The following is a 25,772-nucleotide window of genomic DNA, read 5'->3' on the forward strand; positions in this document are numbered from 1 at the left end:
GTCCGCACCACAAAGACAAATGTATTTTACGAACGGATAAAACTTGATTTTTCATAAGATCTGTTGTAGGATATGGAAGTACGAATTTTGAACGGACTTTGTTCCGGGAGTGAGGAGAAAACGGTTATGGAAATGAAAAAGAAATTGAGAGTAGGCGTTCTGGGTGCAACGGGAATGGTTGGACAGAGATTTATTTCCCTGCTGGCAGAGCATCCCTGGTATGAGGTGGTGACGGTGGCTGCAAGCCCCAGATCGGCAGGAAAGACATATGAGGAAGCCGTAGGCGACCGCTGGAAAATGCAGACTCCCATGCCGGAGAATGTAAAAAAACTGGTGGTGATGAATGTCAATGAGGTGGAGAAGGTTGCAGCCGGCGTGGATTTTGTGTTCAGCGCTGTGGACATGACAAAGGAGGAGATCCGCGCCATTGAGGAAGCCTATGCAAAGACAGAGACTCCTGTCGTTTCCAACAACAGTGCTCACCGCTGGACGCCGGACGTGCCTATGGTGATCCCGGAGGTAAACCCGGAGCATTTTCAGGTGATCGAATTCCAGAAAAAGCGCCTCGGAACAAAGAGAGGGTTTATCGCAGTAAAGCCGAACTGTTCCATCCAGAGCTATGCTCCGGTTCTGGCTGCATGGAGAGAGTTTGAACCATACGAGGTGGTGGCCACCACGTATCAGGCTATCTCAGGCGCCGGAAAGACCTTTAAGGACTGGCCGGAGATGGTGGAGAACATTATTCCCTACATTGGAGGCGAGGAGGAAAAGAGCGAGCAGGAGCCTCTGCGCATTCTGGGCGAGCTGAAAGACGGAGTGATTGTAAAGGCCAGCGAGCCGGTGATCACCTGCCAGTGCATCCGTGTTCCGGTACTCGACGGACATACGGCGGCCGTATTCGTAAAATTCAGGAAGAAACCTACGAAGGAGCAGCTGATTGAGAAGCTGAGAGCCTTCAGCGGGCTTCCCCAGGAGCTTGAGCTTCCCAGCGCTCCGAAGCAGTTCATCCAGTATCTGGAGGAGGATAACCGCCCTCAGGTGAAGCTGGATGTGGATTTTGAGAGGGGAATGGGAGTCTCCATCGGGCGCCTGAGAGAGGATACGGTGTACGACTGTAAATTTGTGGGCCTCTCACACAATACGCTGCGCGGCGCTGCCGGCGGAGCAGTACTCTGTGCAGAGCTGCTGACTGCCCAGGGTTACATTCAGGCAAAATAAAGTTGAGCTGGCAGTGACAGTTCAGTCTGCTGCCGTGAGACAGGGGACTGGACTGCTGCAGTCAATAGGAACCACAGGTTCAGGAGGAGGTATTATGCCATATATCAAAGAATCCTTCAGCTCTATGCCGGACGGAAAAACCGTGTATCGCTACACGCTGAAAAACAGGAACGGGGTGACAGCCGGGTTCCTCGATCTGGGGGCAATCTGGCACTCTATGCTGGTTCCGGACAGGGATGGGAATTTTGCCGACGTCGTGCTGGGGTATGACTCAGTGGACTGTTATCTGAAGAGCGAGGCCCATCTCGGCGAAATCGTGGGAAGAAATGCAAACAGGATAGGGGGAGGCCAGTTTGAGCTGAATGGGCAGACCTACGAGCTGACGGTCAATAACGGGCCCAACAATCTCCACAGCGGCAATGATTATTACAGGAACCGAATCTGGGATGCCAGAGTGACCGAGGACGGGGAGGACATCTCCATCTGCTTTACGCTGAACAGCCCGGACGGAGATCAGGGCTTTCCGGGAAATTTCCGGGTTTCCGTTACATATATCCTGACAGGAAATGACGAGCTCCATATCCGCTACTGCGGAGTTTCCGATGCTGATACGATCATGAATATGACGAACCATGCTTACTTCAATCTGGCAGGCCACAATACGGGGGAGGCCATGGGACAGAAGGTCCGTATCTTTGCGGACAGCTTCACTCCCGCCGACCAGGTATCCATTCCGTTCGGAACCATTCTTCCGGTAAAGGGAACGCCTATGGATTTTACAGAGATGAAAGCCATCGGGCGGGATATTGAGAATGATTATGAGCAGCTCGTTTTTGGAAGCGGCTTTGACCACAACTGGGTGATCAGGAGAGAGGCAGAGGGACTTTCCCTGGCTGCGAAGGCCTGGGATGAGGCCAGCGGCCGGGCCATGGAAACCTGGACGGATCTGCCGGGAGTCCAGTTCTACACGGCAAACTATCTGGATTCCAGCCTTCCGGGGAAGGAGGGGGCTGTGTACGGCAGACGGCATGGCTACTGCTTTGAAACTCAGTACTACCCGGATGCGATTCACAAACCTCAGTTCCCGTCGCCGGTTATCAGAGCGGGCCAGGAGAAACGGACAGAGACGATCTATAAGTTTTATGTGAAATAGGGAAGGCAGCTGCGTCCGGTCTGCCTCAGAAAAGAAGAGGTCCGGAATGCTGCGGCAGGAGACAGGCAGGGAGAGCCCAAGGCGGGAGGCGTGTTGGGATTCCCTGCCTGTTTGAACGAAAAATAAGGTCCGCGCCGTTAAGGAATGAACAGAACGAAATGCAGGGCGGGAAGAGAAAGGAAGACGGAAATGGCGAAGGCTTTATACATAGCAGAAAAACCGAGCGTTGCCCAGGAATTTGCCAATGCCCTGAAAATTTCCGGGCGGAGATCAGACGGATATATCGAATCGGAAACGGCAGTTGTGACCTGGTGTGTCGGCCACCTGGTGACCATGAGCTACCCGGAGGAGTACGACATAAAATACAAGAGGTGGAGCCTTGAAACTCTGCCGTTTCTGCCGGCAGAGTTTAAGTACCAGGTCATCGACGGGGTAAAGAAGCAGTTTCAGACTGTCAGTACCCTGTTAAACCGGAGCGACATCGACACGATCTATGTCTGCACCGACTCCGGGCGGGAGGGAGAGTATATTTACCGCCTGGTGGCTCAGATGGCGGGCGTCCACGGCAAGAAGGAAAAACGTGTCTGGATTGATTCACAGACAGAGGAGGAGATCCTGAGAGGAATCCGAGAGGCCAAAGAATTGAAGGAATACGATAATCTGGCGGCTTCTGCCTACCTCAGGGCCAAGGAAGATTACCTGATGGGAATTAATTTTTCCAGAGCCCTGACGCTGAAATACGGGCCATCTATCTCCAGCTTCCTGCGAAGCAAGTGGACCGTTGTCTCTGTGGGCCGGGTGATGACCTGTGTGCTGGGTATGGTCGTCCGAAGGGAGAGAGAGATTCGAAATTTCGTAAAAACTCCCTTTTACCGCGTGATAGGAACCTTCACCCGGGAGTCCATGAAGCTCAGCGCGGAGTGGCGGGCTGTCCAGGGCTCCAGGTATTTTCAGTCACCGTTTCTCTACAGGGAAAACGGTTTTAAGGAGAGGGAGAAGGCAGAGGAGCTGATTGCCTGGCTGTCTGCAGAGGGGCCTGTGACGGGAACGGTTTTCTCCGTGGAAAAGAAGAAGGAGACTAAGAATCCTCCCCTTCTCTATAACCTGGCGGAGCTGCAGAACGACTGCTCAAAAATGTTCAAGATAAGCCCTGACCAGACACTGAAAATTGTGCAGGAGCTGTATGAGAGGAAGCTGGTGACGTATCCGAGAACAGACGCCAGAGTCCTCTCCACAGCAGTGGCGAAGGAGATCGGGAAGAATCTTTCCGGGCTGAAGGGATTTTCGCCCTGTGCCTCCTTTGCGGCTGAGGTGCTCCAGGGGACGGCCTGGAAGACCATCGCAAAGACCAGGTATGTCAATGACAAACAGATTACAGATCACTACGCGATTATCCCCACTGGACAGACAGGGGCGGTGAGAAATCTGCCGTCTCTGAACGCGAAGGTCTATGAGCTGATTGTGAGGAGATTTCTGAGCATCTTTTATCCGCCTGCCGTGTACCGGAAGTACAGCCTGGAGATTGCCGCGAAAACGGAGCATTTTTTTGCAAACTTCAAGATCCTGAAGGAACCTGGGTATCTGAAGGTGGCGGACGTTTCCGGCATCAGAAAAAAGGATGAGAATGCAGAGGGCACAAAAGATACGGCCGGTGCAGCAGGAGAAAGCAGCGGGGAGCAGTCAGCAGGCGACAGCCGTCAGGAGGAGACGGTGATCGGAGATGAGGCCTTTGCAGCTATGCTGGAAAAGCTGAAAAAGGGCATGACTCTGGACCTTTCCGGGCTGGCCATAAAGGAGGGGGAAACCTCGCCGCCCAAGAGGTATACTTCCGGTTCCATGATTCTGGCCATGGAGAATGCAGGCCAGCTTATAGAGGACGAGGAGCTGAGGGCGCAGATCAAGGGAAGCGGAATCGGAACCAGCGCCACCAGGGCGGAGATCCTGAAAAAGCTCATGAGCATCAGCTATCTGTCTCTGAATCCGAAAACACAGGTGATCACGCCTACCCTCCTTGGAGAGCTGATCTATGAGGTGGTCAATGCTTCCATCCGCCAGCTTCTGAACCCGGAGCTGACAGCCAGCTGGGAGAAGGGGCTGACCTATGTTGCGGAGGGAAGCATCACAGAAAAGGAGTACATGGAAAAGCTGGAGCGCTTTGTGGCCGGCCGCACCTATGGGGCAGTCCACACGGCCAACCAGGCAGGCTTAAGGCGCCAGTTCGAGCTGGCGGCAGCAAGCTACAAAGGTGCTGAAAAGCTCCCTGGAAAGGGAGCCGCCAGTGCGGAGAAAGCCGGAAAAAATGTGAAAAATAGCAGAAAAAAGAGTGCAAAGACAGGAGGAACCATCAATGAAAAAAACTGAGATGACAATACAGAACCTTTACGATCTGACCCATACAATGGCAGCCCGGTACCTTTCAGGTTTTACATATCCCTGGGAGGCTCTGGCAGGGCTGGAAGAATTCTTAAAAGAACTTGGGAACACGCTTCCGGAGGAGGAGTTCGAGAAGAGGGGAGAGAATATCTGGATTCATAAAGAGGCCAAGGTTGCCCCTACCGCCTTTTTAAATGGCCCTCTGATCGTATGCAGGGGAGCTGAGATCCGCCACTGCGCCTTTGTGCGGGGAAGCGCTCTGGTGGGAGAGGGAGCTGTGGTGGGAAATTCCACAGAGTTAAAAAATGTCATCCTCTTTGACAAGGTGCAGGTTCCCCACTACAACTATGTGGGAGACTCCATCCTGGGCTACAAATCCCACATGGGCGCCGGTTCCATTACCTCCAATGTGAAATCCGATAAGCTTCTGGTGAAAATCCATGCTGAGGACGGAGAGATTGAGACGGGAAGAAAAAAAGTCGGAGCCATGTTAGGCGATCAGGTAGAGGTGGGCTGCGGCTCTGTGTTAAATCCCGGCACGGTAATCGGCAGAGAGTCCAATATTTACCCGCTCTCCAGCGTGCGCGGCTGCGTAAATGCCAGATCCATCTACAAGAGACAGGGAGAAGTGGCAGAAAAGAGGGAGCAGTAAGCAAAGAGACAAAAAGCAAAGCAGGCAGAAAGTAAAGCAGACAGAAACCAGAAAGAACGGCAGAGGTGCGTTCCCCTGCCGTTCTTTCTGGTTTCTGTCTGTTTTGCTGTTTCTCTATTTTGTTCCGAAAATTCGGTCGCCTGCATCTCCCAGTCCCGGACAGATGTAGGCATTTTCATTCAGGCAGCGATCCACATGGCCCACATAGATCTGAACATCAGGATGGGCTTCGTGCAGGCGCTTTAAGCCCTCAGGGGCGGCGATAATGGCCATAAATTTAATGCTCTTTCCGCCGTGCTGCTTGATAAAATCCACAGCCTCCACCGCAGAGCCTCCCGTGGCCAGCATCGGATCGGTAACCACGATGATTCTCTGGTCAATGGGGTCTGGAAGCTTACAGTAGTACTCGTGAGGCTCGTGGGTAACCTCATCGCGGTAAAGGCCGATGTGTCCCACCTTGGCGGAGGGAACGAGGGCCAGAATGCCGTTTACCATTCCAAGGCCGGCCCTAAGAATGGGGACAATGGCCAGCTTCTTGCCGGCCAGCATGGGAGTCATGCATTTCTCAATCGGTGTCTCCACCTCCACATCCTCGAGAGGCAGATCCCGGAGAGCCTCGTAGCCCATGAGCATGGCAATCTCCTCAATGAGAGAGCGGAACTCGTTCGTTCCTGTGTCTTTGTTTCTTAATATGGAAATCTTGTGCTGGATCAGAGGGTGATCAAAAATTGTAACATTTTCCATGGATGATATCTCCTTTTTATAATATTCGCTTATAATGCATGGCCGGAAGGATTTTCTGAGCTGCCCTCCTATTTGTTGTCCGGGCTGTATTTAATCAAGGCATAACTGCCCAGCTCCTGGCTGACAGGTACGGCCACAAAGATAACGCCCTGGCGCTCGAAGCTCCAGTATTCAGGATATGCATCGCTGTCTGAAAAATCCGCAGATGAGAGCTTTTTATAATAGTAGTCGGTATCTCTTCCCTCTCCGTTTATGTAGGCCCTGACGGCGGCCTCATCCCCCTGAGGCGCCTCGGCAAAGCTGTATTCCCCGGAGGCCAGATAGCCTGCGATGGTATAGGCGTCCGCATAGTCGGACAGCTGCAGGCTGGAACCGTTTTCCAGATCCACAGTATTGGTATAGAAGATCCGCTCCGTGCCCTCTGAGGATTTAAGAGTTCCCTTGTAGGACACCACAAGGCGCTTTAAGTTAGAAGATTCCACGGTAGCCTTTACATCCAGGGTGCTGCCTTCCTTTGGAAGGCCCTTGGCCTTTGCCACAGCAATGGCGTTTGTGCGGAGCATTTCGTTAATTTTCTTTTCCAGTTCGCTGTCAGACAGATTCGAGAGGGCGGGATACTGGATAGACACGCCTCCCTCCGAATAGGTTTCCATGGAAGTGGTGACAGAATATTTGCTTCCGGAAGATTCAGACTCCTTTGTGTCCTTGTCGGTGGTCAGATCAAGGGTGCCTCCCTCTGTTGGTGTATCAGTTTCATTTTCCTGAATTTCTGCCGCTTCCGTGGTGTGCAGGCTGGAGAGATCAATAGTCTCCTTTTTTCTGCAGCCGGTGACTGCAACAGCGAGCAGAAGGGCTGCAAGGAAAAGATGTTTTCTTCGCATAGTGGTTCCTCCTTTTTGGCGGCGGAAAGCTGCCTGTTTCGCATTTCTGCAAGGTTCTTTTTGGCGGTCATTACAGCATATCCTTTGGATATGCATCTCTCCGAGGGATGCGCACTCGCCGCAGCGGTGTTTTGGATCCCTTTGGTCGCCGGCGGCTCGGCGCAGGTATAATGACCTCTCTGCGGTCATTATACAATATTTTGTCATGAAATGTCAGATATTTTCTATTAATAATTCTTAACTTTTTATAAGCAAGGCTTCTAAAAACACTTCAGATTTTATAACTGGCAATAAAAAGTGGGATGGTATATAATAAGGACAGAAACTTTAGAAATTACCGCAAAGGGAGGATGAAAAGGTGAACAAGATCTCACTTTCTGAAGAACTCAAAAATAATGCTTATCCAGGACGGGGAATCGTGATTGGAAGAAGCGCTGACGGCACAAAGGCAGTGGCCGCCTATTTTATTATGGGAAGAAGTGAAAACAGCAGAAACCGCGTGTTCGTGGAGGACGGGGAGGGAATCCGCACCCAGGCATTCGATCCGTCCAAGCTGACGGATCCGAGCCTGATCATTTATGCTCCCGTGCGTGTGCTGGGCAACAAGACCATTGTCACAAACGGGGATCAGACAGACACCATCTATGAGGGAATGGATCGCCAGCTCACCTTTGAGCAGTCCTTAAGGAGCCGGGAGTTTGAGCCGGATGGGCCGAATTATACTCCCCGCATATCTGGAATCATGCACATTGAGAACGGACACTACAATTTTGCCATGTCTATTTTAAAGAGTGACAATGGATGTCCGGACTCCTGCCTGCGGTATACCTTTGCCTATGAGAATCCTCTTCCGGGAGAGGGAAGGTTTATCCACACCTACATGCACGACGGAAATCCGCTCCCGAGCTTTGAGGGAGAGCCAAAGCCTGTGGAGATCCCGGATGATATGGACGCCTTTGCCGATATGCTCTGGGAGAGCTTAAATGAGGACAACAAGGTATCCCTGTTTGTCCGCTACATCGACATTGCCACAGGCGAGAAGAGAAGCAGAATTATCAATAAGAACGGAAATGCAAACGAATAGAGAAAAGAGGCGGACAATATGAACGAATTAGAGTTAAAGTATGGCTGCAATCCGAACCAGAAGCCATCCAGAATCTTTATGGAGAACGGCGGAGAGCTTCCTATCAGAGTGCTCAGCGGCAGACCGGGCTATATCAATTTCCTGGATGCTTTCAACGGCTGGCAGCTGGTCAGAGAGTTAAAGAAGGCTACAGGGCTTCCGGCAGCCACATCCTTCAAGCATGTATCCCCAGCAGGAGCTGCAGTGGGCCTTCCCATGGATGAGACTCTGAGAAAGATTTACTGGGTGGACGATATGGGAGAGCTTTCCCCTCTTGCCTGCGCTTATGCAAGAGCCAGAGGAGCTGACCGTATGTCCTCCTTCGGCGACTTTATCTCCCTGTCAGATGTCTGCGATGGGGACACGGCAAGACTGATTAAGCGCGAGGTATCTGACGGCGTCATCGCTCCTGGCTACACGGAGGAGGCGCTTGCGATCTTAAAGTCCAAGAAAAACGGAAATTATAATGTAATCGAGATCGATCCGGAATATGAGCCGGAGCAGATTGAGAGAAAGCAGGTGTTCGGCATCACCTTTGAGCAGGGCAGAAATGAGCTGGACATCAATAAAGAGATGTTCTCAAACATTGTGACAGAGAACAAGGACCTTCCCGACAGTGCCAGAATCGATATGATGGTGGCAATGATCACCCTGAAATACACCCAGTCCAATTCTGTCTGCTATGTGAAGGACGGACAGGCTATCGGAATCGGGGCAGGGCAGCAGTCCAGGGTACACTGTACCCGTCTGGCAGGCCAGAAGGCAGACAACTGGTTCCTCCGTCAGGCTCCCCAGATTCTGAACCTCTCATTTGTAGATGGAATCAAGAGGGCCGACAGGGACAATGCCATTGATGTCTATATCGGAGAGGAATATATGGATGTGCTGGCTGATGGGGCATGGCAGAAGATCTTTAAGGAAAAGCCTCCGGTATTCACCAGAGAGGAGAAGCGTGCATGGCTTGACAAAATGCAGGGCGTGACCCTGGGCTCCGATGCCTTCTTCCCCTTCGGCGACAATATTGAGAGAGCTTACAAGAGCGGCGTAAAGTACATTGCCCAGCCGGGCGGCTCTGTGCGGGATGACAATGTGATTGATACCTGCAATAAGTACGGCATGGTGATGGCCTTTACAGGCATCCGTCTGTTCCACCATTAGGGAGGAAAAATCTAAATTCTGTTCTATATCAGAACGGCGCAGCCCGGAAGGAATGGCTATTTGCTTCCGGGCTGCTTTCTGTCTGATGGAGTAGAGAAGAAGAGCATAAAAATATACAAATTAATGCAAAAATTAAAAAAACGGTTGCAATGAATTACATTTTTTGCTAAAATAATGATGTCTACGAGCGGGCCGGCTTGTCGGAATGGCAGACGAGGAGGACTCAAAATCCTTTGGTGGCGACACCGTGTGGGTTCAAGTCCCACAGCCGGCACTCCTTGGCAGGGGCAGGAGCGTTTGTCTTCTTTTTGAGAAGGCAGGCGCTCTTTCTATTTTCACCTGTCTGCGTTCCCCTTTTTAACCTATGCGCCCATCTGTTTTTCTTTTTATACGGTACTGCCGTTTGATTTGACAGAGTGTACGTCTTATATCCCAGAAAATCCAATGCTTTATAATATTTGTTTAAGGAATGTACTGCAGAATTTAGCATGTGGAATGTTTTCCCTCCTCTGTGCTCATGCTAAAGAGTATCAGATAAAAAAGGAGACATAGGCCATGAAAAACAGAATTCGGGAAAGAGGTGCAGCCCATATTTGTCAAACTGAAAAAGGTTCCCTTGAAAAAGAGGGCTTCTTATTGTATGATAAGAAAAGATTTTTATGGGCTGCAGGGCTTTTCAGAGCGGAAAGCGGTAGATTTGCAAAAAAAGGCAGAAAAAGGAGGAGGCATATGACCTGTCAGGAGGCAGAGCGTCTGGTGACGCCGTATATCAGGGACGAACTGTCCGGCGATGAGCTGGAGGCGTTTTTAAACCACATTGATGAATGCCCCAACTGCCGGGAGGAGCTGGAAATATACTTTATGGTAGATGTGGGCCTTAAGCAGCTTGACAATGGCTCGGGAACCTACGATATTGCGGGAGATCTGGAACGGAAAATAGAGGATTCCTATATGAAGGTCAGTCATATGTGGATGTTCCGCGTTTTCAGGTATGCGGTCAATACGCTGAGTGTCATGGCCATGGCGGTAATGGTGCTTCTGCAGTTTCGGATCTGGTTCTTTTAATCAGGGACAGAAAGGCTTAAATTCAATCAGGGAGAGAAAAGCATGGAAAAAGTAGTTTTGATAGATGGACACAGCATTTTGAACAGGGCCTTTTACGGTGTGCCGGAGCTGACAAATTCCAGAGGGCTTCATACGAATGCGGTGTACGGTTTCCTGAACATTATGTTCCGGGTGATCGAGGATGAGAAGGCTGACTGCCTGGCAGTGGCCTTTGATTTGAAGGAGCCGACCTTCCGCCACAAGATGTATGAGGCTTATAAGGGGACGAGAAAGCCTATGCCGGAGGAGCTGAGAGAGCAGGTTCCCGTGATCAAGGAGGTGCTCTCGGCCATGGGAATCCCGATCCTTTCTGTGCCGGGCTATGAGGCAGATGATGTGCTGGGAACCATCGCGGGAAGGTGTGCGGCAGAGGGAGCCGAGGTTTCCATCGTCTCAGGAGATCGGGATCTGCTTCAGCTGGCGGACGAGCATGTGAAAATCAGGATGCCGAGAACGAACAGAGGCGGTACGGAGATTAAGGATTTTTATCCGGCAGATGTGAAGGAACAGTATCAGGTGACTCCGAAGGAGTTTATTGATGTGAAGGCACTGATGGGAGATGCGTCCGACAACATCCCGGGAGTCCCCTCCATCGGCGAGAAGACAGCCACAGCCCTTATCACCACATACGGCAGTATTGAGAATGCCTATGCCCACCTGGATGAAATTAAGCCGCCGAGAGCCCAGAAGGCTCTCAGGGAGCACTATGACATGGCGCAGATGAGCAAAGAGCTGGCTACCATCTGCACAGACTGTCCTGTGGAGTTTTCCATGGAAGAGGCGAAAATCGGGGAGCTGTACACGCCCCAGGCCTATGAGCTGATGAGCCAGCTGGAATTCAAATCCCTGCTGCTCCGGTTCGACGCAAACGCCAGAACGGAAAATCAGGTGGAAAAACAGTTTCGGGCTGTGACCGGCCGCGAGGCCGCGGAGGCTGTTTTTGCAAAGGCCAGAAAGGCAAAGGACGCAGGCGCGCAGCTGATTGTGGAAGGGCAGAGCGTGCAGGCGCTGGGACTGGCATTTGGGGAGACAGACATTTACTGCCTCGAGACAGGCGGGGATGTGACGGGAGAGTATCTGGCCGGACAGCTGAATGAACTGATTGCCTCGGGAGTCAGAATGAGCTTCCTGGATCTGAAGAGCCAGCTTGGCTTTCTCCCTGCAGCGCAGACAGAGTGTGACAGACCTGACGGGAAGAGTCCGGAAGGGGAAGAGGGAGAAGGCTGCGGCCAGCTCCTGTTTGACACAGGGGTGGCCGGCTACCTGATCAACCCTCTGAAGGATACCTACGATTATGACGATCTGGCCAGAGATTTTCTGGAGCTGACCGTTCCGTCCCGGGCGGACCTGATGGGAAAGAAGAGCTTTGCACAGGCTCTTTTAGAAAGACCTGAGAAAGAGGGGGACGGTGAAACAACTGCTGAGGCTGAGAAAAAAGGTCTTCGGACAGCCGGGTTTGCAGACTTTGAACAGACGGAGGGGGCAACTCCCTTTGACGAGACAGAGAGCAGCACAGGAGATGAGGAATCCGGACAGATGAGCCTGTTTTCCTTTATGGATTCGTCAGAGGAATCCTTAAAGGAAGGAAAGGAGCAGGAAAAGACAGAGCCCGTCAGAGAGGAACAAACAGCGGAGAAGGTTTCCATCCGGACCGCGTTAAACCCGGCGGAGCAGTGCATCTGCCATATGGCCTATACCGCCTGGAAATCCAGGGAGAGGCTGACGAAAAAGCTGGAAGAGCTGGATATGAAGGAGCTCTTCTATACCATTGAGATGCCGCTGATTTTCAGCCTGTTTCACATGGAGCAGGCGGGAATCTGTGTGAAGCGGGAGGAGCTTCACGACTACGGGGAGAAGCTGAGAGTCCAGATTGAGAGGCTGGAACAGGAGATTTACGGGGAAACAGGGGAGCACTTTAACATTAACTCTCCGAAACAGCTGGGAGAAATTTTGTTCGGCAAGATGGAGCTGCCCTACGGGAAAAAGACAAAGACCGGCTATTCCACAGCCGCCGACGTGCTGGAAAAGCTGGCACCGGAGTATCCTGTGGTGCAGAAAATCCTGGACTACCGCCAGCTGACCAAGCTCAAATCCACCTACGCGGACGGACTGGCCGGCTATATCAGGGAGGACGGGCGGATTCACGGAACCTTCAACCAGACGATCACTGCCACCGGGCGGTTAAGCAGCACAGAGCCGAATCTCCAGAATATTCCGGTGCGGATGGAGCTTGGAAGAGAGATCCGCCGCGTCTTTGTGCCGGAGGAGGGAAGCGTGTTTGTGGACGCCGACTATTCCCAGATTGAGCTGCGGGTGCTTGCCCACATGTCAGGGGATGAGAGGCTGATTGAGGCATACAGGAAGGCTGAGGATATCCATGCCATTACGGCTTCAGAGGTATTCCATGTGCCCCTTGAGGAGGTGACGCCTCTCCAGAGAAGAAACGCCAAGGCCGTCAACTTCGGGATTGTCTACGGAATCAGCGCCTTTGGGCTCAGCGAGGATCTGAGCATTACGAGAAAGGAAGCGCTTCAATATATTAACCGGTATTTTGAAACCTATCCGGATGTGAAGAAATTCCTGGACCGCCTGGTGGAGGAGGGAAAGGAGAAGGGTTATGTGACGACCATGTTCAAACGCAGGCGTCCGGTTCCCGAGCTTTCCTCCAAAAACTTTATGCAGCGCTCCTTCGGCGAGCGGGTGGCCATGAACTCCCCCATTCAGGGAACGGCTGCCGATATTATCAAGATAGCCATGAACCGGGTAGATAAAAGACTCAGGAGAGAGGGCCTGAAATCGAAAATTGTGCTTCAGGTTCACGACGAGCTTCTGATCGAGGCAAAAAAGGAGGAGCTTAAAAGGGTGCAGACGATTCTTTCCGAGGAGATGAAGCATGCGGCGGATCTGAGAGTAGCCCTGGAAATTGATATGAAAACGGGAAATTCCTGGTTTGAGACGAAATAAAGAACGATCAAAATAAATAAAGATCAAAATAAAGAACGATAATAAAGCGTCTGCCTCCGCCTGCGGGAGGCGGCAGACGGGAAGAGGAAGAGATGAAGGTAATAGGGATTACAGGCGGAGTCGGTTCGGGAAAAAGTGAGGTTCTGGGAATCCTAAAGAGGGATTTCGGGGCAGAGCTTCTGATTGCGGATGAGATCGCCCATCAGGTGATGGAGCCGGGAATGCCGGCCTACCGCCGGATTTTGGAGGCCCTTGGAACGGATTTCCTTTCAGAGGATGGAAGCATTGACAGAAAGGCTCTGGCAAAGCGGCTGTTTGGCGACGGGGAGGCCCTTGGAACGGTAAATTCCATTGTGCATCCTACGGTCTGGCAGGCGATCGAGGAGGGCATCCGGTGCTCCCGAAAGGAGCTGGTGATTGTGGAGGCGGCTCTGTTTGACGAGGAGCACAACGGACTGTTTGACCAGGTGTGGTATATCTTTACCTCAGAGGAAAACCGTATCAGCCGCCTGATGAAGAGCCGCGGATACAGCAGAGAAAAATGTCTGGACATTATGAGGAGCCAGAAGTCGGAGTCCGAGTTTCGGGCCATGGCGGACCGGGTGATTGACAACAACAAGACCGTAGCCGACGTGAAAAGACAGATAGAAACCATATTGAAAGAGGAAGCAGAAGCATGAGAATGGTGAGTATAGCCAGCGGGAGCAGCGGCAACTGTATTTACATAGGGAGCGACCACACGCACCTGTTGGTCGATGCGGGGATCAGCAACAGGAGGATTGAACAGGGGTTAAATGAGATTGGTATAAAGGGGAGCGAGCTTGACGGAGTCCTGATCACCCATGAGCACTCAGACCACGTAAAAGGACTTGGCGTCCTGGCAAGAAAATACGGAGTTCCCGTCTACAGCACCAGGGAAACCCTGGAGGAGATAAAGGGGATGAAAAGCCTGGGCGATTACCCGGAAGAGCTCCTTCGTCCGGTTGTCCACGATGTGGATTTTCGTATCGGGGATCTGGACATCAAGCCTTTTAAGATCAGCCACGATGCGGCCAATCCGGTGGCCTACCGGGTTCAGGAGGGAAGAAAGTCTGTGGCGGTTGCCACAGACATGGGCAATTACTCCCAGTATACTATTGACCATCTGCAGGGACTGGATGCGATCCTTCTGGAGTCCAACCACGACATAAAAATGCTGGAGGCGGGCCCCTATCCCTATTATCTGAAAAAAAGAATTCTGGGAGACTATGGCCATCTGTCCAACGACAATGCAGGGAGGCTTTTAAGCTGTATCCTTCACGACAATTTAAAGCATATTTTTCTCGGCCATCTGAGCAAGGAAAATAATTATGAGGAGCTGGCCTACGAAACCGTGAAGCTGGAGATCACGGAGAGCGATACGCCCTACCATTCCAGCGACTTTCCGATCACAGTGGCAAGGCGCGATGCAGTGTCAGAGATCGTCACGGTTTAGCCGAAAGATTAGCAGGACAAAAGCCCTCCCGTTTTAAAATCGAGGCGGGGGAAGCGGTCCGGAGCATGTGCTGTGTACCGGAAGGCTTAAAGCAAGGGCTGTAAAGAATCAGAGAAAAAAAAGGAGAACCAACATGAGCAGAATTATTATCAGCGTAGTAGGAAAAAATGATGTGGGTATGGCAGCAAATATCTGTACCTACCTGGCAGAGAGCAACATCAATATTCTCGATATTACCCAGACTATCGTCAAGGAAATCTTCGACATGATGATGATTGTGGACATTGCCAAGTCCCCCAAGTCCTTTGACGAAATTGCAAGAGAGATGGATGAGCTGGGCCAGAGAATCGGAGCCTCCATCCGCTGTCAGAGAGAAGAGATCTTCACCAGCATGCATCGAATTTAGGGAGGCGACAGAAAACTATGAGAAATACAATGATGATTAACATGCTGGAGGTCAATGAAACCAACAACATGATTGACCATGAAAAGCTGGATGTCCGCACGATCACCATGGGAATCAGCCTTCTGGACTGCTGCGGAAGCACAGTGGATGAGATTAATGAAAAAATCTACAGAAAGATTACTTCCTATGCGAAGGATCTTGTCTCCACAGGAGATGCGATTGGAAGAGAATTTGGCGTTCCCATTGTCAACAAGCGAATCTCAGTGACTCCGATTTCTCTGGTGGGGGCAGGTGCCTGCAGGACCACAGAGGACTTTGTGAGTATTGCAAAGACTCTGGACCGGGCTGCAAGAGAGGTGGGCGTCAACTTTATCGGCGGCTACTCTGCCCTGGTATCCAAGGGCATGACACCGGCGGAGGAGCTTCTGATCCGCTCGATTCCCCAGGCCCTTGCGGCTACGGAGCGTGTATGCAGCTCAGTGAATGTAGGTTCCACGAAATGCGGTCTGAATATGGATGCAGTCCGCCTGATGGGCGAGGTGGTACTGGAAACGGCAAAGGCTACGGCAGACAGGGACTCCTTAGGCTGTGCAAAGCTGGTGGTATTCTGCAATGCGCCGGATGACAATCCGTTTATGGCGGGAGCCTTCCACGGAGTCACAGAGGCAGATGCTGTCATCAACGTGGGAGTCAGCGGCCCGGGCGTTGTCAAGACTGCCCTTGAGAAGGTGAGAGGGGAGAATTTTGAGGTTCTGTGTGAGACCATCAAAAAGACAGCCTTTAAGATTACCCGGGTCGGCCAGCTGGTGGCCCAGGAGGCGGCAAAGCGCCTTGGGGTGCCGTTCGGCATCATTGATCTGTCCCTGGCTCCGACACCGGCCGTAGGCGACAGTGTGGCTGAGATCCTTGAGGAGATCGGCTTAGAGCGGGTAGGAGCTCCGGGAACGACAGCGGCTCTGGCCATGTTAAATGATCAGGTGAAGAAGGGCGGAATTATGGCCTCCTCCTACGTAGGCGGCTTAAGCGGAGCCTTCATTCCGGTCAGCGAGGATCAGGGAATGATCGATGCAGTTACCTTAGGGGCTCTGACGATTGAGAAGCTGGAGGCGATGACCTGCGTCTGCTCCGTGGGCCTAGACATGATTGCAGTTCCTGGGGATACCTCCGCGGCTACCATTGCAGGAGTCATTGCAGATGAGGCGGCTATCGGTATGATTAATCAGAAGACCACAGCCGTCCGACTTATTCCTGTAATCGGGAAAGGCGTGGGGGATACGGTAGAATTCGGAGGCCTGTTAGGCTATGCGCCGGTTATGCCTGTCAACCGTTTTAAGTGTGATGACTTTGTAAAAAGGACGGGAAGAATTCCTGCCCCTGTTCACAGCTTTAAAAACTAAGAGGGAGAAAAGGGCAGCTTTTGCAGGCGGGAAAAGAAAGCAGGGCTTCTGCAGTCTGTGCCGCCTGCCTGCAGAGAAACGGAGACAAAGATGGAAAATGAAAACAAGCTGGACGAGGCTCTTTTGTTTTTCCTCAATGAAAGTCTGGAACGGATTATACTCAGCAATCCCAGGACGAAGGACGGGTTTTTAAAGCTCGTTCTCCGTCCTCTGCTTTTGCAGGGAGAGCTGAAGTTCCAGGCAGAGGAATTTACCGAAAAGCAGGCCTTTCATAAGAATATGGGCGCAGAAGAGGCGGCCGGATATGTAAAAGAGCAGCTCCTGACCCTCTACAGAAACGGGGAGATCCAGTCAAAGCTAGGCAGCGGGACCGTGCTGGTGAGCAAAAAGGGGACAGTGACTGTAAAGATAAAGAAAAACGGAAAGGAGAGGGCAGCAGGCCAGAAGAAAGCGGCGAGAATCTGCGCAGACGGACTGAGCCAGGAGGACATCAGCCGCCTGTCCCTCCACAACCGGAAAAAGAACTATGTGCTCCCGGAGGGAACACCGGTTCCCTTCCTCGTGGATCTGGGAGTGATGACAAAGGAGGGAGCGGTGGTAAAAGCCAGATACGATAAATTCCGCCAGATCAACCGATTCCTGGAATTTGTGGAGGATATTCTGCCGGGGCTTGATCCCTCCAGAGAAACGAGAATCATTGATTTTGGCTGCGGAAAATCTTATCTCACCTTTGCCATGTACTATTATCTGAAGGAGATAAAGGGGTATCCGGTGCGCATTGTGGGCCTGGATTTGAAGAAGGATGTAATTGCCCTCTGCAGCCGCCTGGCGCAGAAATTCGGATTTGAGAATCTCACCTTCGAGCACGGCAATATTGCAGATTATGAGGGAACCGACCAGGTGGACATGGTTGTGACCCTCCACGCCTGCGATACGGCCACGGACTACGCCCTGGCTAAGGCTGTCCGCTGGGGGGCCAGAGTCATTCTCTCTGTACCCTGCTGCCAGCATGAGCTGAATAAGCAGGTGAAAAATGATTTTCTGGCTCCTGTGCTTCAGTATGGACTTCTGAAGGAGAGAATGTCGGCCCTCCTCACAGACGGAATTCGTGCGGGACTTTTAGAGGAGGCCGGATACCGGACGCAGATTTTAGAGTTTATCGATATGGAACACACGCCGAAGAATATTATGATCCGGGCAGTGCGCCAGGGAAAAAAGAAAAAACAGAAGGGACTTGAGGAACTGATTCAGGGGCTCCACGCAGAGCCGACGCTGCAGCGGCTTCTGAGAGAGGACGGGGCCATATAGACCGCTTTTCAAGGCAGCAGCAAAATCAGCAGGTATGAGGCTGCCCTGAGCGCTGGACAGCCAGAAAAAGGTCAGGCGCTGTATTCTCTCAGCTGATTACTGCCACAGGCTGGGTATACTCATTCTGAAAGACCGCTGTTTTGCCGCCTGCACGGCCCCATGCGGCCTTTTCAAGGCGCACGGACTGATAGAGATGAGAGGACTGGATCTCAAGAGCCAGCATGGATGCGGCTCTGGGGTCCAGTTTTTTTTCTGCACCGGCCAGCTTGGTGATCACGGGGATGGCGGAATTTGCCTTGATTTTTTTCAGGACAGGGGCCGCGCTTTTTCTGAAGCCCAGGATTCTGGCGTAGGGGGCGTAGCCTGCGGCCTTTAAGTCCTCTGCGGCATCTGCCCGCACACCCAGGACAAGGTGGAGAAGGGCCCGGCTGATGCCGGTATAGGTAAACTGACGGCTTTTCAGCTCCTTAATTCTCTCGTCAAAAGAAGCGGGAGAGGGGGACAGCTTTCGGATTCTGGATGCCAGCTCCGGCTTCAGCTCTGCATACTGCTCCGGCTGTTTTTCTGTCAGAAGGCGGTAATTTAATAGAGAGGAAAAGTCATTCAGAAAGACCGGCACATCTTTTTTGATGGATTCCATGGTGCAGGGGGGAACCAGGCTGGCAAGGTGCGGGGCCGGGACCTGTTCTTCCAGGGCGCTTCGCACGGCCAGAGCGGAGCCCAGTGTTCCCGAGATGGAGCTGTCGTGATAGCCGCTTCCTTCTCTCCTGATGGTAAGGCAGGACAGGGGACTGTTCTGCCGCAGTACAGCCTGGCAGTACTCAATTCCCAGGATGTTGTTGGGAGTGGACAGGAGGTCGCTGCCGGGAAGGAAGGAGGAGAGAGCCGCGGCTCTGGCCTCCGGGTAGGTTTTTCCCTGACGGAGGGCATTGCCAAGGGCCTCCTTGAAACCTTCAGGTTCCTGTGCCAGAAGTCTGGCTGTCTGAAAAAGCGGGCCGATTTCACCGCACTCACTTCCGAAGCAGATGGAATCTACGGCGCCCAGAGCGGTGAAAAGGGCAATCCCATAGGAGGCAAATTCCCTCGCTGACGCGGTGGAAAAGGTGACAGGCATCTCCGCAACCACATCGGCGCCGCACAGAAGAGCAGCTCTGGTTCGGCTGTATTTGTCAAAAATGGCAGGTGCCCCTCTCTGGACAAAGCTGCCGCTCATGAGCACTATGAGGAAATCTGCGCCGGCCACCTCTCTTGCGCGCCTGATATGGAAAAGGTGGCCGTTGTGAAAGGGATTGTATTCTGTGATAAGTCCTGTTACATGCATGATGAATTCTGCCTTTCTGTGAAACTTGGCTGCCGCCGTCCAAGCCGATTCGATGAAAAAGCACTGACTTCTGTACCACGGGCTGCGGCAGGCCGGAGGGACAGAATCTGTTTAAAAGGAAAGCCGGGCTCTGAATTTCGCCGAAGGATATGGTACATTATATATAGGAAAGGGCGGTTCGTAAAGAGTTAAAAAAGAGACAAACCTGTTAAAAAAATAATTAATGAAAAATCGACATTTATCTCTTGTATACAATAAACACATGTTATATAATGTAAAACAGAAAATACATTTATCTTTATGAAAGGGGTTTAATAACCATGGCATTTATTGATTTAATGAAAGCAAAGGCAAAACAGGATAAACAGACGATTGTTTTACCTGAGAGCAAAGATAAAAGAACTCTGATTGCCGCTGCAAAGGTGCTTGAGGAGGGTACTGCAGACCTCATCATGGTTGGTAAGGAAGAGAAGATCATGGACGGTGCCGGATGGCTGGAAGTTGATTTAACCGGATTAAAGGTAGTTGATCCTGATACAGATCCAAAGTTTGACCACTATGCAGAGACTCTTTTTGAGCTGAGAAAGCACAAAGGAATGACAAAAGAGAAGGCTGAGGAGATCTTAAGAACAGACTACATCACATACGGTGTTATGATGGTTAAGGAAAAGGATGCAGACGGTCTGGTTGCAGGTGCATGCCATGCGACAGCAGACACCTTAAGACCTGCCCTTCAGATCTTAAAGACAGCTCCTGGCACAGAGCTTGTATCCGGCTTCTTTATCATGGATGTTCCGAACTGCGAGTATGGAGCAAACGGAACCTTCTTATTTGCTGACTGCGGACTGAATCAGGATCCGAACTCTGAGGAGCTGGCAGCCATCGCTGACTCCAGTGCAAAGAGCTTCCGCGCTCTGGTTGGCGAGAAGCCGGTTATTGCCATGCTGTCCCACTCCACAAAGGGAAGCGCAAAGCATGCCCTCGTTGACAAGGTAGTGAAGGCAGTTGAGATCGCTCATGAGAAGTACCCGCAGCTTGATCTGGATGGAGAGCTTCAGTTAGATGCAGCTCTGGTACCGGAGGTTGCAAAATCCAAGGCAAAGGGAAGCACCGTTGCAGGCCATGCAAATGTTCTTATTTTCCCGAATCTGGACTGTGGAAACATCGGCTACAAGCTGGTTCAGAGACTTGCCAAGGCAGAGGCTTACGGCCCGATGCTTCAGGGTATCTCAAGACCGGTTAACGACTTATCCCGCGGCTGCTCTGCAGAGGATATCGTCGGCGTAGTAGCTCTTACTGCTGTACAGGCTCAGATGTCATAATCCTGCAGGCGGGTTCTATCAGAAAATCGGAAATCAAAAGTTGCACATGTAATAGTTTCATATAACTTATAGAGGACAGCCCCGAATCCGTCTGTGCCTGAAAGGAGAACAGGCGTACGGCCGGATGCCGGGGCGTCCTGATGGGAAAGGGATTATAAACGATGAATATTTTAGTTATCAACTGCGGAAGCTCTTCCTTAAAGTATCAGTTAATCAATGCAGCCACAGAGGATGTCCTTGCAAAGGGACTCTGTGAGAGAATCGGAATCGACGGAATCCTCACATATCAGCCTGCTGACGGTGAGAAGGAAAAGACGGAGAAGGCTATGCCGACCCACACAGAGGCAATCAAATATGTGATCGAGGCTCTGACAAACGAGAAGACAGGAGTGATCAAGAGCCTGGATGAAGTTGGAGCTGTCGGACACCGCATCGTACACGGCGGCGAAAAATTCACAACCTCTACACTTCTGACAGAAGAAACTATCAAGGGCATTGAGGAGTGCAGCGATCTGGCACCTCTTCATAACCCTGCAAACCTCATCGGCATCCGCGCATGCCAGGAGCTTATGCCGAATGTGCCGATGGTAGGTGTATTCGATACAGCCTTCCACCAGACCATGCCAAAGACAGCTTACCTGTACGGCCTTCCATACGAGTACTATGAGAAGTATAAGGTAAGAAGATACGGCTTCCATGGAACAAGCCACAGCTTCGTATCCAAGAGAACCGCTGAGCTGATCGGAAAGCCATACAATGACTGCAAGATTATCGTATGCCATTTAGGAAACGGCGCAAGTCTCTCTGCTGTAAAGAACGGCGAATCCGTTGACACCAGCATGGGACTTACTCCTCTCGAGGGACTTGTAATGGGTACACGTTCCGGAGACATTGACCCGGCTATCATCGAGTTCGTGGCCAAGAAAGAGAACAAGACCATCGACGAGATGATGACAATCCTCAACAAGAAGTCTGGACTTCTCGGAATTTCCTGCTTATCCAGCGACGGACGCGACCTTGAGCAGGCAGCTGAGAAAGGCGACGACAAGGCTCAGGCAGCGCTCGACATCTTCGCTTACCGCGTAATCAAGTACATCGGCGCTTATGCGGCAGCTATGAACGGCGTGGACGCTATCGCTTTCACAGCAGGTATCGGCGAGAACGACGCAAACTGCAGAAAGAATGTCTGCAAGAACCTGTCCTACCTGGGCGTAACCATTGACGAGGAGCTCAATAACTGCAGAGGCGTTGAGAGAGAAATCTCCACACCGGATTCCAAGGTGAGAGTATTTGTGGTTCCGACAAACGAGGAGCTGGCTATCGCCAGAGAGACAATGGCTCTCGTAAAATAAACCTGCGCAGACGGAGCGGAACATAGAGAAATTGCACAGCATGAGCAGACTTCACTGGTTGCTCATGCTGTGCTGCGTACAGAAAAGTCTGTTGGATGAAGCAGTAAGCCGGGAGACAGGTGTAAAAATCTGACAGGGAGGGAGTTTTCTGCTCTGCTCAAAATCTGTTTTCTCCTGGGGTTTGTGGATAAAAAATGGAATAATATACAAAATAACCATTGACAAAAAACAGACGTCTATGTATAATAGCATAGTGCGTATTAGGAGATTAATATGCTGATTAATTTATCTGAACTTTTTACCTGCGAAGGCAAGAAAAAGGTTTATAACGCTGAGATAGGACTGACGGAGATCAGTATGGGCAGAGAGACATACAGAATTGTGTCTAAAAGTCCATTTGATCTGATTATTACAAACACAGGGGCCAGAAAATATTTTCTGGAAGGCAGTACAGAAGTGACAGTAGAGATTCCCTGTTCCAGATGTCTTGAACCGGTGGCCTATGTCTGTGAGCTCACGCTTGACAGGGAACTGGAGACGGATAAACCGGAGGCCGGGCAGGCAGAAGATTTGGATGAACAACCTTATTTAAACGGTTATAATCTGGATGTAGACCAGTTAGTTCTCAGCGAGATCCTGATTGGTTTGCCTATGAAAGTCCTTTGCAGAGAAGATTGTAAGGGGATTTGCAATAGATGTGGAACGAATCTCAACTATGGGACTTGTACCTGCGACAGAACGTCGCTCGATCCACGGATGGCAGTTATCCAGGATATCTACAAACAATTTAAGGAGGTGTAAACCATGTCTATCTGTCCAAAGAATAAATCTTCCAAAGCAAGAAGAGACAGCCGCAGAGCTAACTGGAAGATGAGTGCTCCAAACTTAGTAAAGTGCAGCAAGTGCGGCGCTTTAATGATGCCTCACAGAGTTTGCAAGGCTTGCGGTTCTTACAACAAGAAAGAGATCATCAAGGTTGAGGACTAATTGAGAATGTGTTAAAGTCAAGGGGTTTCGCTTGTGAGTGCCCCTTGATTTTTTATTTAACAGGGAACGAAGTTCCCTGTTAAATAAAAACGCTCCGCGGGAACGCACTGCGGCGGAAAGGAAAAATGCCGCTTTCGCGACCCGCCGCAGGCGGAGAATCCTGCAAAGCAGGATTCTTTCTTGTTTTCGGGGACAGCAGAGCAGGAGAGAAAATATCTGCCGCAGGCCCAATCAGCCAGCTTTTGTAAGAATATAAAGGGTTTATAAAATTTTATCTTTTAATTTTCCGATAAGAATGATAGAATACGATCGATAGAAGTCGTATTCTATCTTTTTTTGCGCAGGAAGCGAAGGGACAGACGGGCGTCTCCTTTCGCAGCCAATACTGAAAAGAAAGGAGAAGTCGTATGAAAACAGAGGTAAAACTTACTGCACTCAGCAAGACATCGGGATGAGCGGCAAAGATAGGTCCTGAGACCCTTGCCCAGGTTCTGGGCAAGCTGCCGAAATTTCATGATGATAACCTGCTGGTTGGAATTGAGACATCCGATGATGCGGCTATTTATAAGATAACTGATGAAATTGCAATGATACAGACTGTGGACTTTTTCACTCCTATTGTGGACGATCCCTACATGTTCGGTCAGATCGCAGCGGCAAATTCCCTGAGCGATGTATGGGCCATGGGAGGTGAGCCTGCTGTAGCGCTGAATATTGTGGGCTTTCCAAACTGTCTGGACCCGGCAATCCTGGGAGAGATCCTTGCCGGAGGTGCGGACAAGGTGAAGGAAGCGGGGGCTGTTCTGGTGGGAGGCCATTCTGTACAGGATGATGAACCTAAATATGGCCTGTGTGTGTCCGGCTTTGTGCATCCGGAAAAAATTTTCAAGAACTACGGATGCAGGCCGGGAGACGTACTGGTGCTGACAAAGCAGATCGGAAGCGGCATTATCAACACGGCGATCAAGGCAGATATTGCTTCCGCTTCCGCTGTCAGAGAGGCGCAGACGGTTATGGCTTCACTGAATAAGAAGGCCAAACGGGCTGCAGAGGGCTGCCGAATCTCTGCATGTACGGATATTACGGGATTTGGCCTTCTGGGACACTGCGCAGAGATGGCCTCTGCCAGTGAGGTGACCTTCGAGCTGAAAGTCCGGGACATCGCCTACTTTGAAGATGCCATTGACTATGCTAAGATGGGGCTGGTTCCTGCCGGGACGTACAAAAACAGGGGATACTCTGGGCAGAAGGTGGATGCTGGCTCCGTGGAGGAGTACTATCTGGACTTGCTGTACGATCCTCAGACGTCAGGAGGTCTTCTGTTCAGCGTGGCTAGAGAAGATCTGGGAACGCTCCTTCAGAATCTGGAAAAAGCAGGAATGGACACAGCAGTTTCTGTAATAGGGACAGTTGAACCAAAGAGCGATAAACTGATCCGGTTGTCTTTATAGTATCGTGGAGAAAAGCGCAGTGAACCAGCCGTGGGACAGATGCAAAACAGCGAAGCAATAAAAGATGCTTCGTGCGGCTTGGCATCAGGAAACGGCGGCTGGAAAGCTGCAGAAGTCCGTATTGTTATGGGATGGCTGGCAGGGGAGAAAGCGAAAGGATACATACGGATGAATTTAAAACAGTTGGAAGCATTTGTAGAGGTTGCGCAGTCCGGCAGTTTTTCAAAGGCTGCCAGGCGCCTGTACCTTACTCAGCCCACCGTCAGCGCCCATGTCCTGTCACTGGAAAAGGAGCTGGATGTTAGGCTGTTTGTGAGAAATACAAAGGAAGTGGGACTGACAGAAGAGGGGCAGAGATTATTTTTTCATGCAAAGCAGATGGTTGATCTGGAGAAGAAAATAGAGGAGGAGTTTGGTCAGTGGAGAGGAGAGGAAAAGCAGTGTGTTGCCATCGCTGCTTCTACGGTTCCGGCTCAGTACCTTCTGCCGCCTCTTTTAGCCAGATTTAACATGAAATACCCTGGAGAGCAGCTGAAGATTACGGAGATGGACAGCAGCCAGGTGGTAGAGCAGATTGCGGAGCGCAGGGCGGATATAGGCTTTACGGGAACTGTGCTGGAAAAGAAGCACTGCAAGTATCTTCCTTTTTACAGGGACGAGATGGTGATTATCACGCCCAATACAGAAAAATACAGGAGTATAAAAAACACTTCAAAGGATATCTCCTGGATCAGGAAGGAACATATGATTCTGAGAGAGGAGGGCTCCGGCACCAGAAAGGAGGCGGAAAAACAGTTCCGTTCTCTGGGAATTATGCCGGAGGAACTGAATGTTGTAGCCAGCATAGGAAACCAGGAGACAATTAAAAAATCAGTCATTCAGGGACTGGGAATTTCCGTGATTTCAAGCCTGGCCGTGAGAGAGGAGACGGAAAGCGGAAAAATTTTAGCCTTCCCCATCCCCAGCGAGAGGGCCGGGCGGGACATTAATGTGGTCTATAACAGGAATTGTCAGCTCTCCCGCTCTGCAAAGAGGTTTTTAAAGACTGTGAAAGAGGTATACAGAGTAAAAGGGGAAAAATAGGAGATACCTGAGATAACAAAAGATAAGCAAAGATAAAGTTTGTTATAATATAACAGGAAAATCAGAGTTATAAATCTGAAAAGACAGCAGAGACTCTGCAGAGGGAGAACGTGTTTTCCCGGGCTGCAGAGCCTCTGCTTTTTTGCGGAAAATAGCCCGTAAAAGTTCTGCAGTCCTTCTATGAAAATCAGATATTCTGATTTATAGAAAAAGTTTATAAAGAACATTTTTTATAGAAGTTATGAATTTGCTTTTGGACGGAATCCGAAATATAGTTATATAGTGATGCGGAAGAAAACAG

Annotated in this window: 22 protein-coding genes and 1 tRNA gene; 20 read left to right on the forward strand and 3 right to left on the reverse strand. The window is 50.9% G+C overall.

Translation table 11 applies throughout. The features are described 5' to 3' along the window. The first annotated feature begins 132 nt into the window (after nt 1–132). The 4 genes from asd to DW757_RS00320 all read left to right on the forward strand — a co-directional run bounded on the left by asd (nt 133) and on the right by DW757_RS00320 (nt 5,396). The gene (gene asd, locus DW757_RS00305; RefSeq protein ID WP_118750807.1) at nt 133–1,218 is read left to right on the forward strand and encodes an aspartate-semialdehyde dehydrogenase; all 1,086 of its coding nucleotides are present in this window, start codon (nt 133–135) and stop codon (nt 1,216–1,218) included. Nucleotides 1,219–1,312: 94 nt separating this feature from the next. Beyond that, entirely contained in the window at nt 1,313–2,371 is a 1,059-nt protein-coding gene (locus DW757_RS00310; protein ID WP_118750659.1) for an aldose epimerase family protein, read from the forward strand. A 189-nt stretch (nt 2,372–2,560) separates the two neighbouring features. Continuing rightward, entirely contained in the window at nt 2,561–4,732 is a 2,172-nt protein-coding gene (locus DW757_RS00315; RefSeq protein WP_118750660.1) for a DNA topoisomerase, read from the forward strand. Further along, nucleotides 4,719–5,396 (forward strand): hypothetical protein, encoded by a 678-nt coding sequence (locus DW757_RS00320; protein WP_015574286.1) that lies wholly within the window; start codon nt 4,719–4,721, stop codon nt 5,394–5,396. Before DW757_RS00315 ends, DW757_RS00320 begins: the two co-directional genes overlap by 14 nt. 114 nt (nt 5,397–5,510) lie before the next feature. Here the strand turns inward: DW757_RS00320 and upp are convergent, their stop codons facing one another. Together upp and DW757_RS00330 are read right to left on the reverse strand one after the other, a co-directional pair. Then, nucleotides 5,511–6,140 carry a uracil phosphoribosyltransferase gene (gene upp, locus DW757_RS00325; RefSeq protein ID WP_008397982.1) on the reverse strand — a complete coding sequence of 210 codons (630 nt, stop codon included), beginning with the start codon at nt 6,138–6,140 and terminating at the stop codon, nt 5,511–5,513. A 68-nt stretch (nt 6,141–6,208) separates the two neighbouring features. Further along, on the reverse strand, nt 6,209–7,021 hold the full coding sequence (locus DW757_RS00330; RefSeq protein WP_118750661.1) for a hypothetical protein: 813 nt from the start codon (nt 7,019–7,021) through the stop codon (nt 6,209–6,211). Nucleotides 7,022–7,379: 358 nt separating this feature from the next. Between DW757_RS00330 and DW757_RS00340 the strand changes: the two genes are divergently transcribed. The 10 genes from DW757_RS00340 (at nt 7,380) to DW757_RS00385 (ending at nt 17,955) form a co-directional block, all read left to right on the forward strand. Beyond that, nucleotides 7,380–8,105: an IMP cyclohydrolase gene (locus DW757_RS00340; RefSeq protein WP_008397985.1), complete on the forward strand. Its 726-nt coding sequence runs from the start codon at nt 7,380–7,382 to the stop codon at nt 8,103–8,105. A gap of 18 nt (nt 8,106–8,123) precedes the next feature. After that, entirely contained in the window at nt 8,124–9,302 is a 1,179-nt protein-coding gene (locus DW757_RS00345; RefSeq protein ID WP_118750663.1) for a phosphoribosylaminoimidazolecarboxamide formyltransferase, read from the forward strand. Nucleotides 9,303–9,493: 191 nt separating this feature from the next. Then, nucleotides 9,494–9,576: transfer RNA gene (locus DW757_RS00350), tRNA-Leu, on the forward strand. 455 nt (nt 9,577–10,031) lie between these two features. Beyond that, a complete protein-coding gene (locus DW757_RS00355) occupies nt 10,032–10,367 on the forward strand; it encodes a zf-HC2 domain-containing protein (RefSeq protein WP_021966456.1) in 336 nt (111 codons plus the stop codon). Between the two features lie 42 nt (nt 10,368–10,409). After that, on the forward strand, nt 10,410–13,370 hold the full coding sequence (polA, locus tag DW757_RS00360) for a DNA polymerase I (RefSeq protein WP_118750664.1): 2,961 nt from the start codon (nt 10,410–10,412) through the stop codon (nt 13,368–13,370). Nucleotides 13,371–13,462: 92 nt separating this feature from the next. Beyond that, nucleotides 13,463–14,050: a dephospho-CoA kinase gene (coaE, locus tag DW757_RS00365; RefSeq protein WP_118750665.1), complete on the forward strand. Its 588-nt coding sequence runs from the start codon at nt 13,463–13,465 to the stop codon at nt 14,048–14,050. Further along, a complete protein-coding gene (locus DW757_RS00370; RefSeq protein WP_008397993.1) occupies nt 14,047–14,844 on the forward strand; it encodes an MBL fold metallo-hydrolase in 798 nt (265 codons plus the stop codon). The genes coaE and DW757_RS00370 overlap by 4 nt, the downstream gene beginning before the upstream one ends. 133 nt (nt 14,845–14,977) lie before the next feature. Then, nucleotides 14,978–15,250: an ACT domain-containing protein gene (locus DW757_RS00375; RefSeq protein WP_008397996.1), complete on the forward strand. Its 273-nt coding sequence runs from the start codon at nt 14,978–14,980 to the stop codon at nt 15,248–15,250. Nucleotides 15,251–15,282: 32 nt separating this feature from the next. After that, nucleotides 15,283–16,647, forward strand: coding sequence for a PFL family protein (locus DW757_RS00380; protein WP_118750808.1), 1,365 nt, complete (start codon nt 15,283–15,285; stop codon nt 16,645–16,647). Nucleotides 16,648–16,737: 90 nt separating this feature from the next. Continuing rightward, nucleotides 16,738–17,955, forward strand: coding sequence for an SAM-dependent methyltransferase (locus DW757_RS00385; protein WP_118750666.1), 1,218 nt, complete (start codon nt 16,738–16,740; stop codon nt 17,953–17,955). An 88-nt stretch (nt 17,956–18,043) separates the two neighbouring features. Here the strand turns inward: DW757_RS00385 and DW757_RS00390 are convergent, their stop codons facing one another. Further along, entirely contained in the window at nt 18,044–19,276 is a 1,233-nt protein-coding gene (locus DW757_RS00390; RefSeq protein ID WP_118750667.1) for a nucleotidyltransferase family protein, read from the reverse strand. A gap of 320 nt (nt 19,277–19,596) precedes the next feature. Here DW757_RS00390 and pta point away from each other — a divergent pair, with 320 nt between their 5' ends. The 6 genes from pta to DW757_RS00420 all read left to right on the forward strand — a co-directional run bounded on the left by pta (nt 19,597) and on the right by DW757_RS00420 (nt 25,471). Then, nucleotides 19,597–20,598 (forward strand): phosphate acetyltransferase, encoded by a 1,002-nt coding sequence (gene pta / locus DW757_RS00395; protein ID WP_008398001.1) that lies wholly within the window; start codon nt 19,597–19,599, stop codon nt 20,596–20,598. A 161-nt stretch (nt 20,599–20,759) separates the two neighbouring features. Beyond that, nucleotides 20,760–21,950, forward strand: a complete 1,191-nt coding sequence (locus tag DW757_RS00400; RefSeq protein ID WP_008398005.1) for an acetate kinase — start codon at nt 20,760–20,762, stop codon at nt 21,948–21,950. Nucleotides 21,951–22,223: 273 nt separating this feature from the next. Beyond that, the gene (locus tag DW757_RS00405; RefSeq protein ID WP_118750668.1) at nt 22,224–22,751 is read left to right on the forward strand and encodes a DUF177 domain-containing protein; all 528 of its coding nucleotides are present in this window, start codon (nt 22,224–22,226) and stop codon (nt 22,749–22,751) included. 3 nt (nt 22,752–22,754) lie between these two features. Beyond that, the gene (gene rpmF / locus DW757_RS00410) at nt 22,755–22,937 is read left to right on the forward strand and encodes a 50S ribosomal protein L32 (RefSeq protein ID WP_008398008.1); all 183 of its coding nucleotides are present in this window, start codon (nt 22,755–22,757) and stop codon (nt 22,935–22,937) included. Between the two features lie 407 nt (nt 22,938–23,344). Then, the gene (selD, locus tag DW757_RS00415; RefSeq protein WP_182433220.1) at nt 23,345–24,388 is read left to right on the forward strand and encodes a selenide, water dikinase SelD; all 1,044 of its coding nucleotides are present in this window, start codon (nt 23,345–23,347) and stop codon (nt 24,386–24,388) included. Between the two features lie 168 nt (nt 24,389–24,556). Then, complete coding sequence (locus tag DW757_RS00420) at nt 24,557–25,471, forward strand: selenium metabolism-associated LysR family transcriptional regulator (protein ID WP_087381768.1); 915 nt, start codon at nt 24,557–24,559, stop codon at nt 25,469–25,471. Nucleotides 25,472–25,772 lie beyond the last annotated feature (301 nt).

Source organism: Clostridium sp. AM29-11AC (assembly GCF_003480545.1).
GTDB lineage: Bacteria > Bacillota > Clostridia > Lachnospirales > Lachnospiraceae > Otoolea > Otoolea saccharolyticum_A.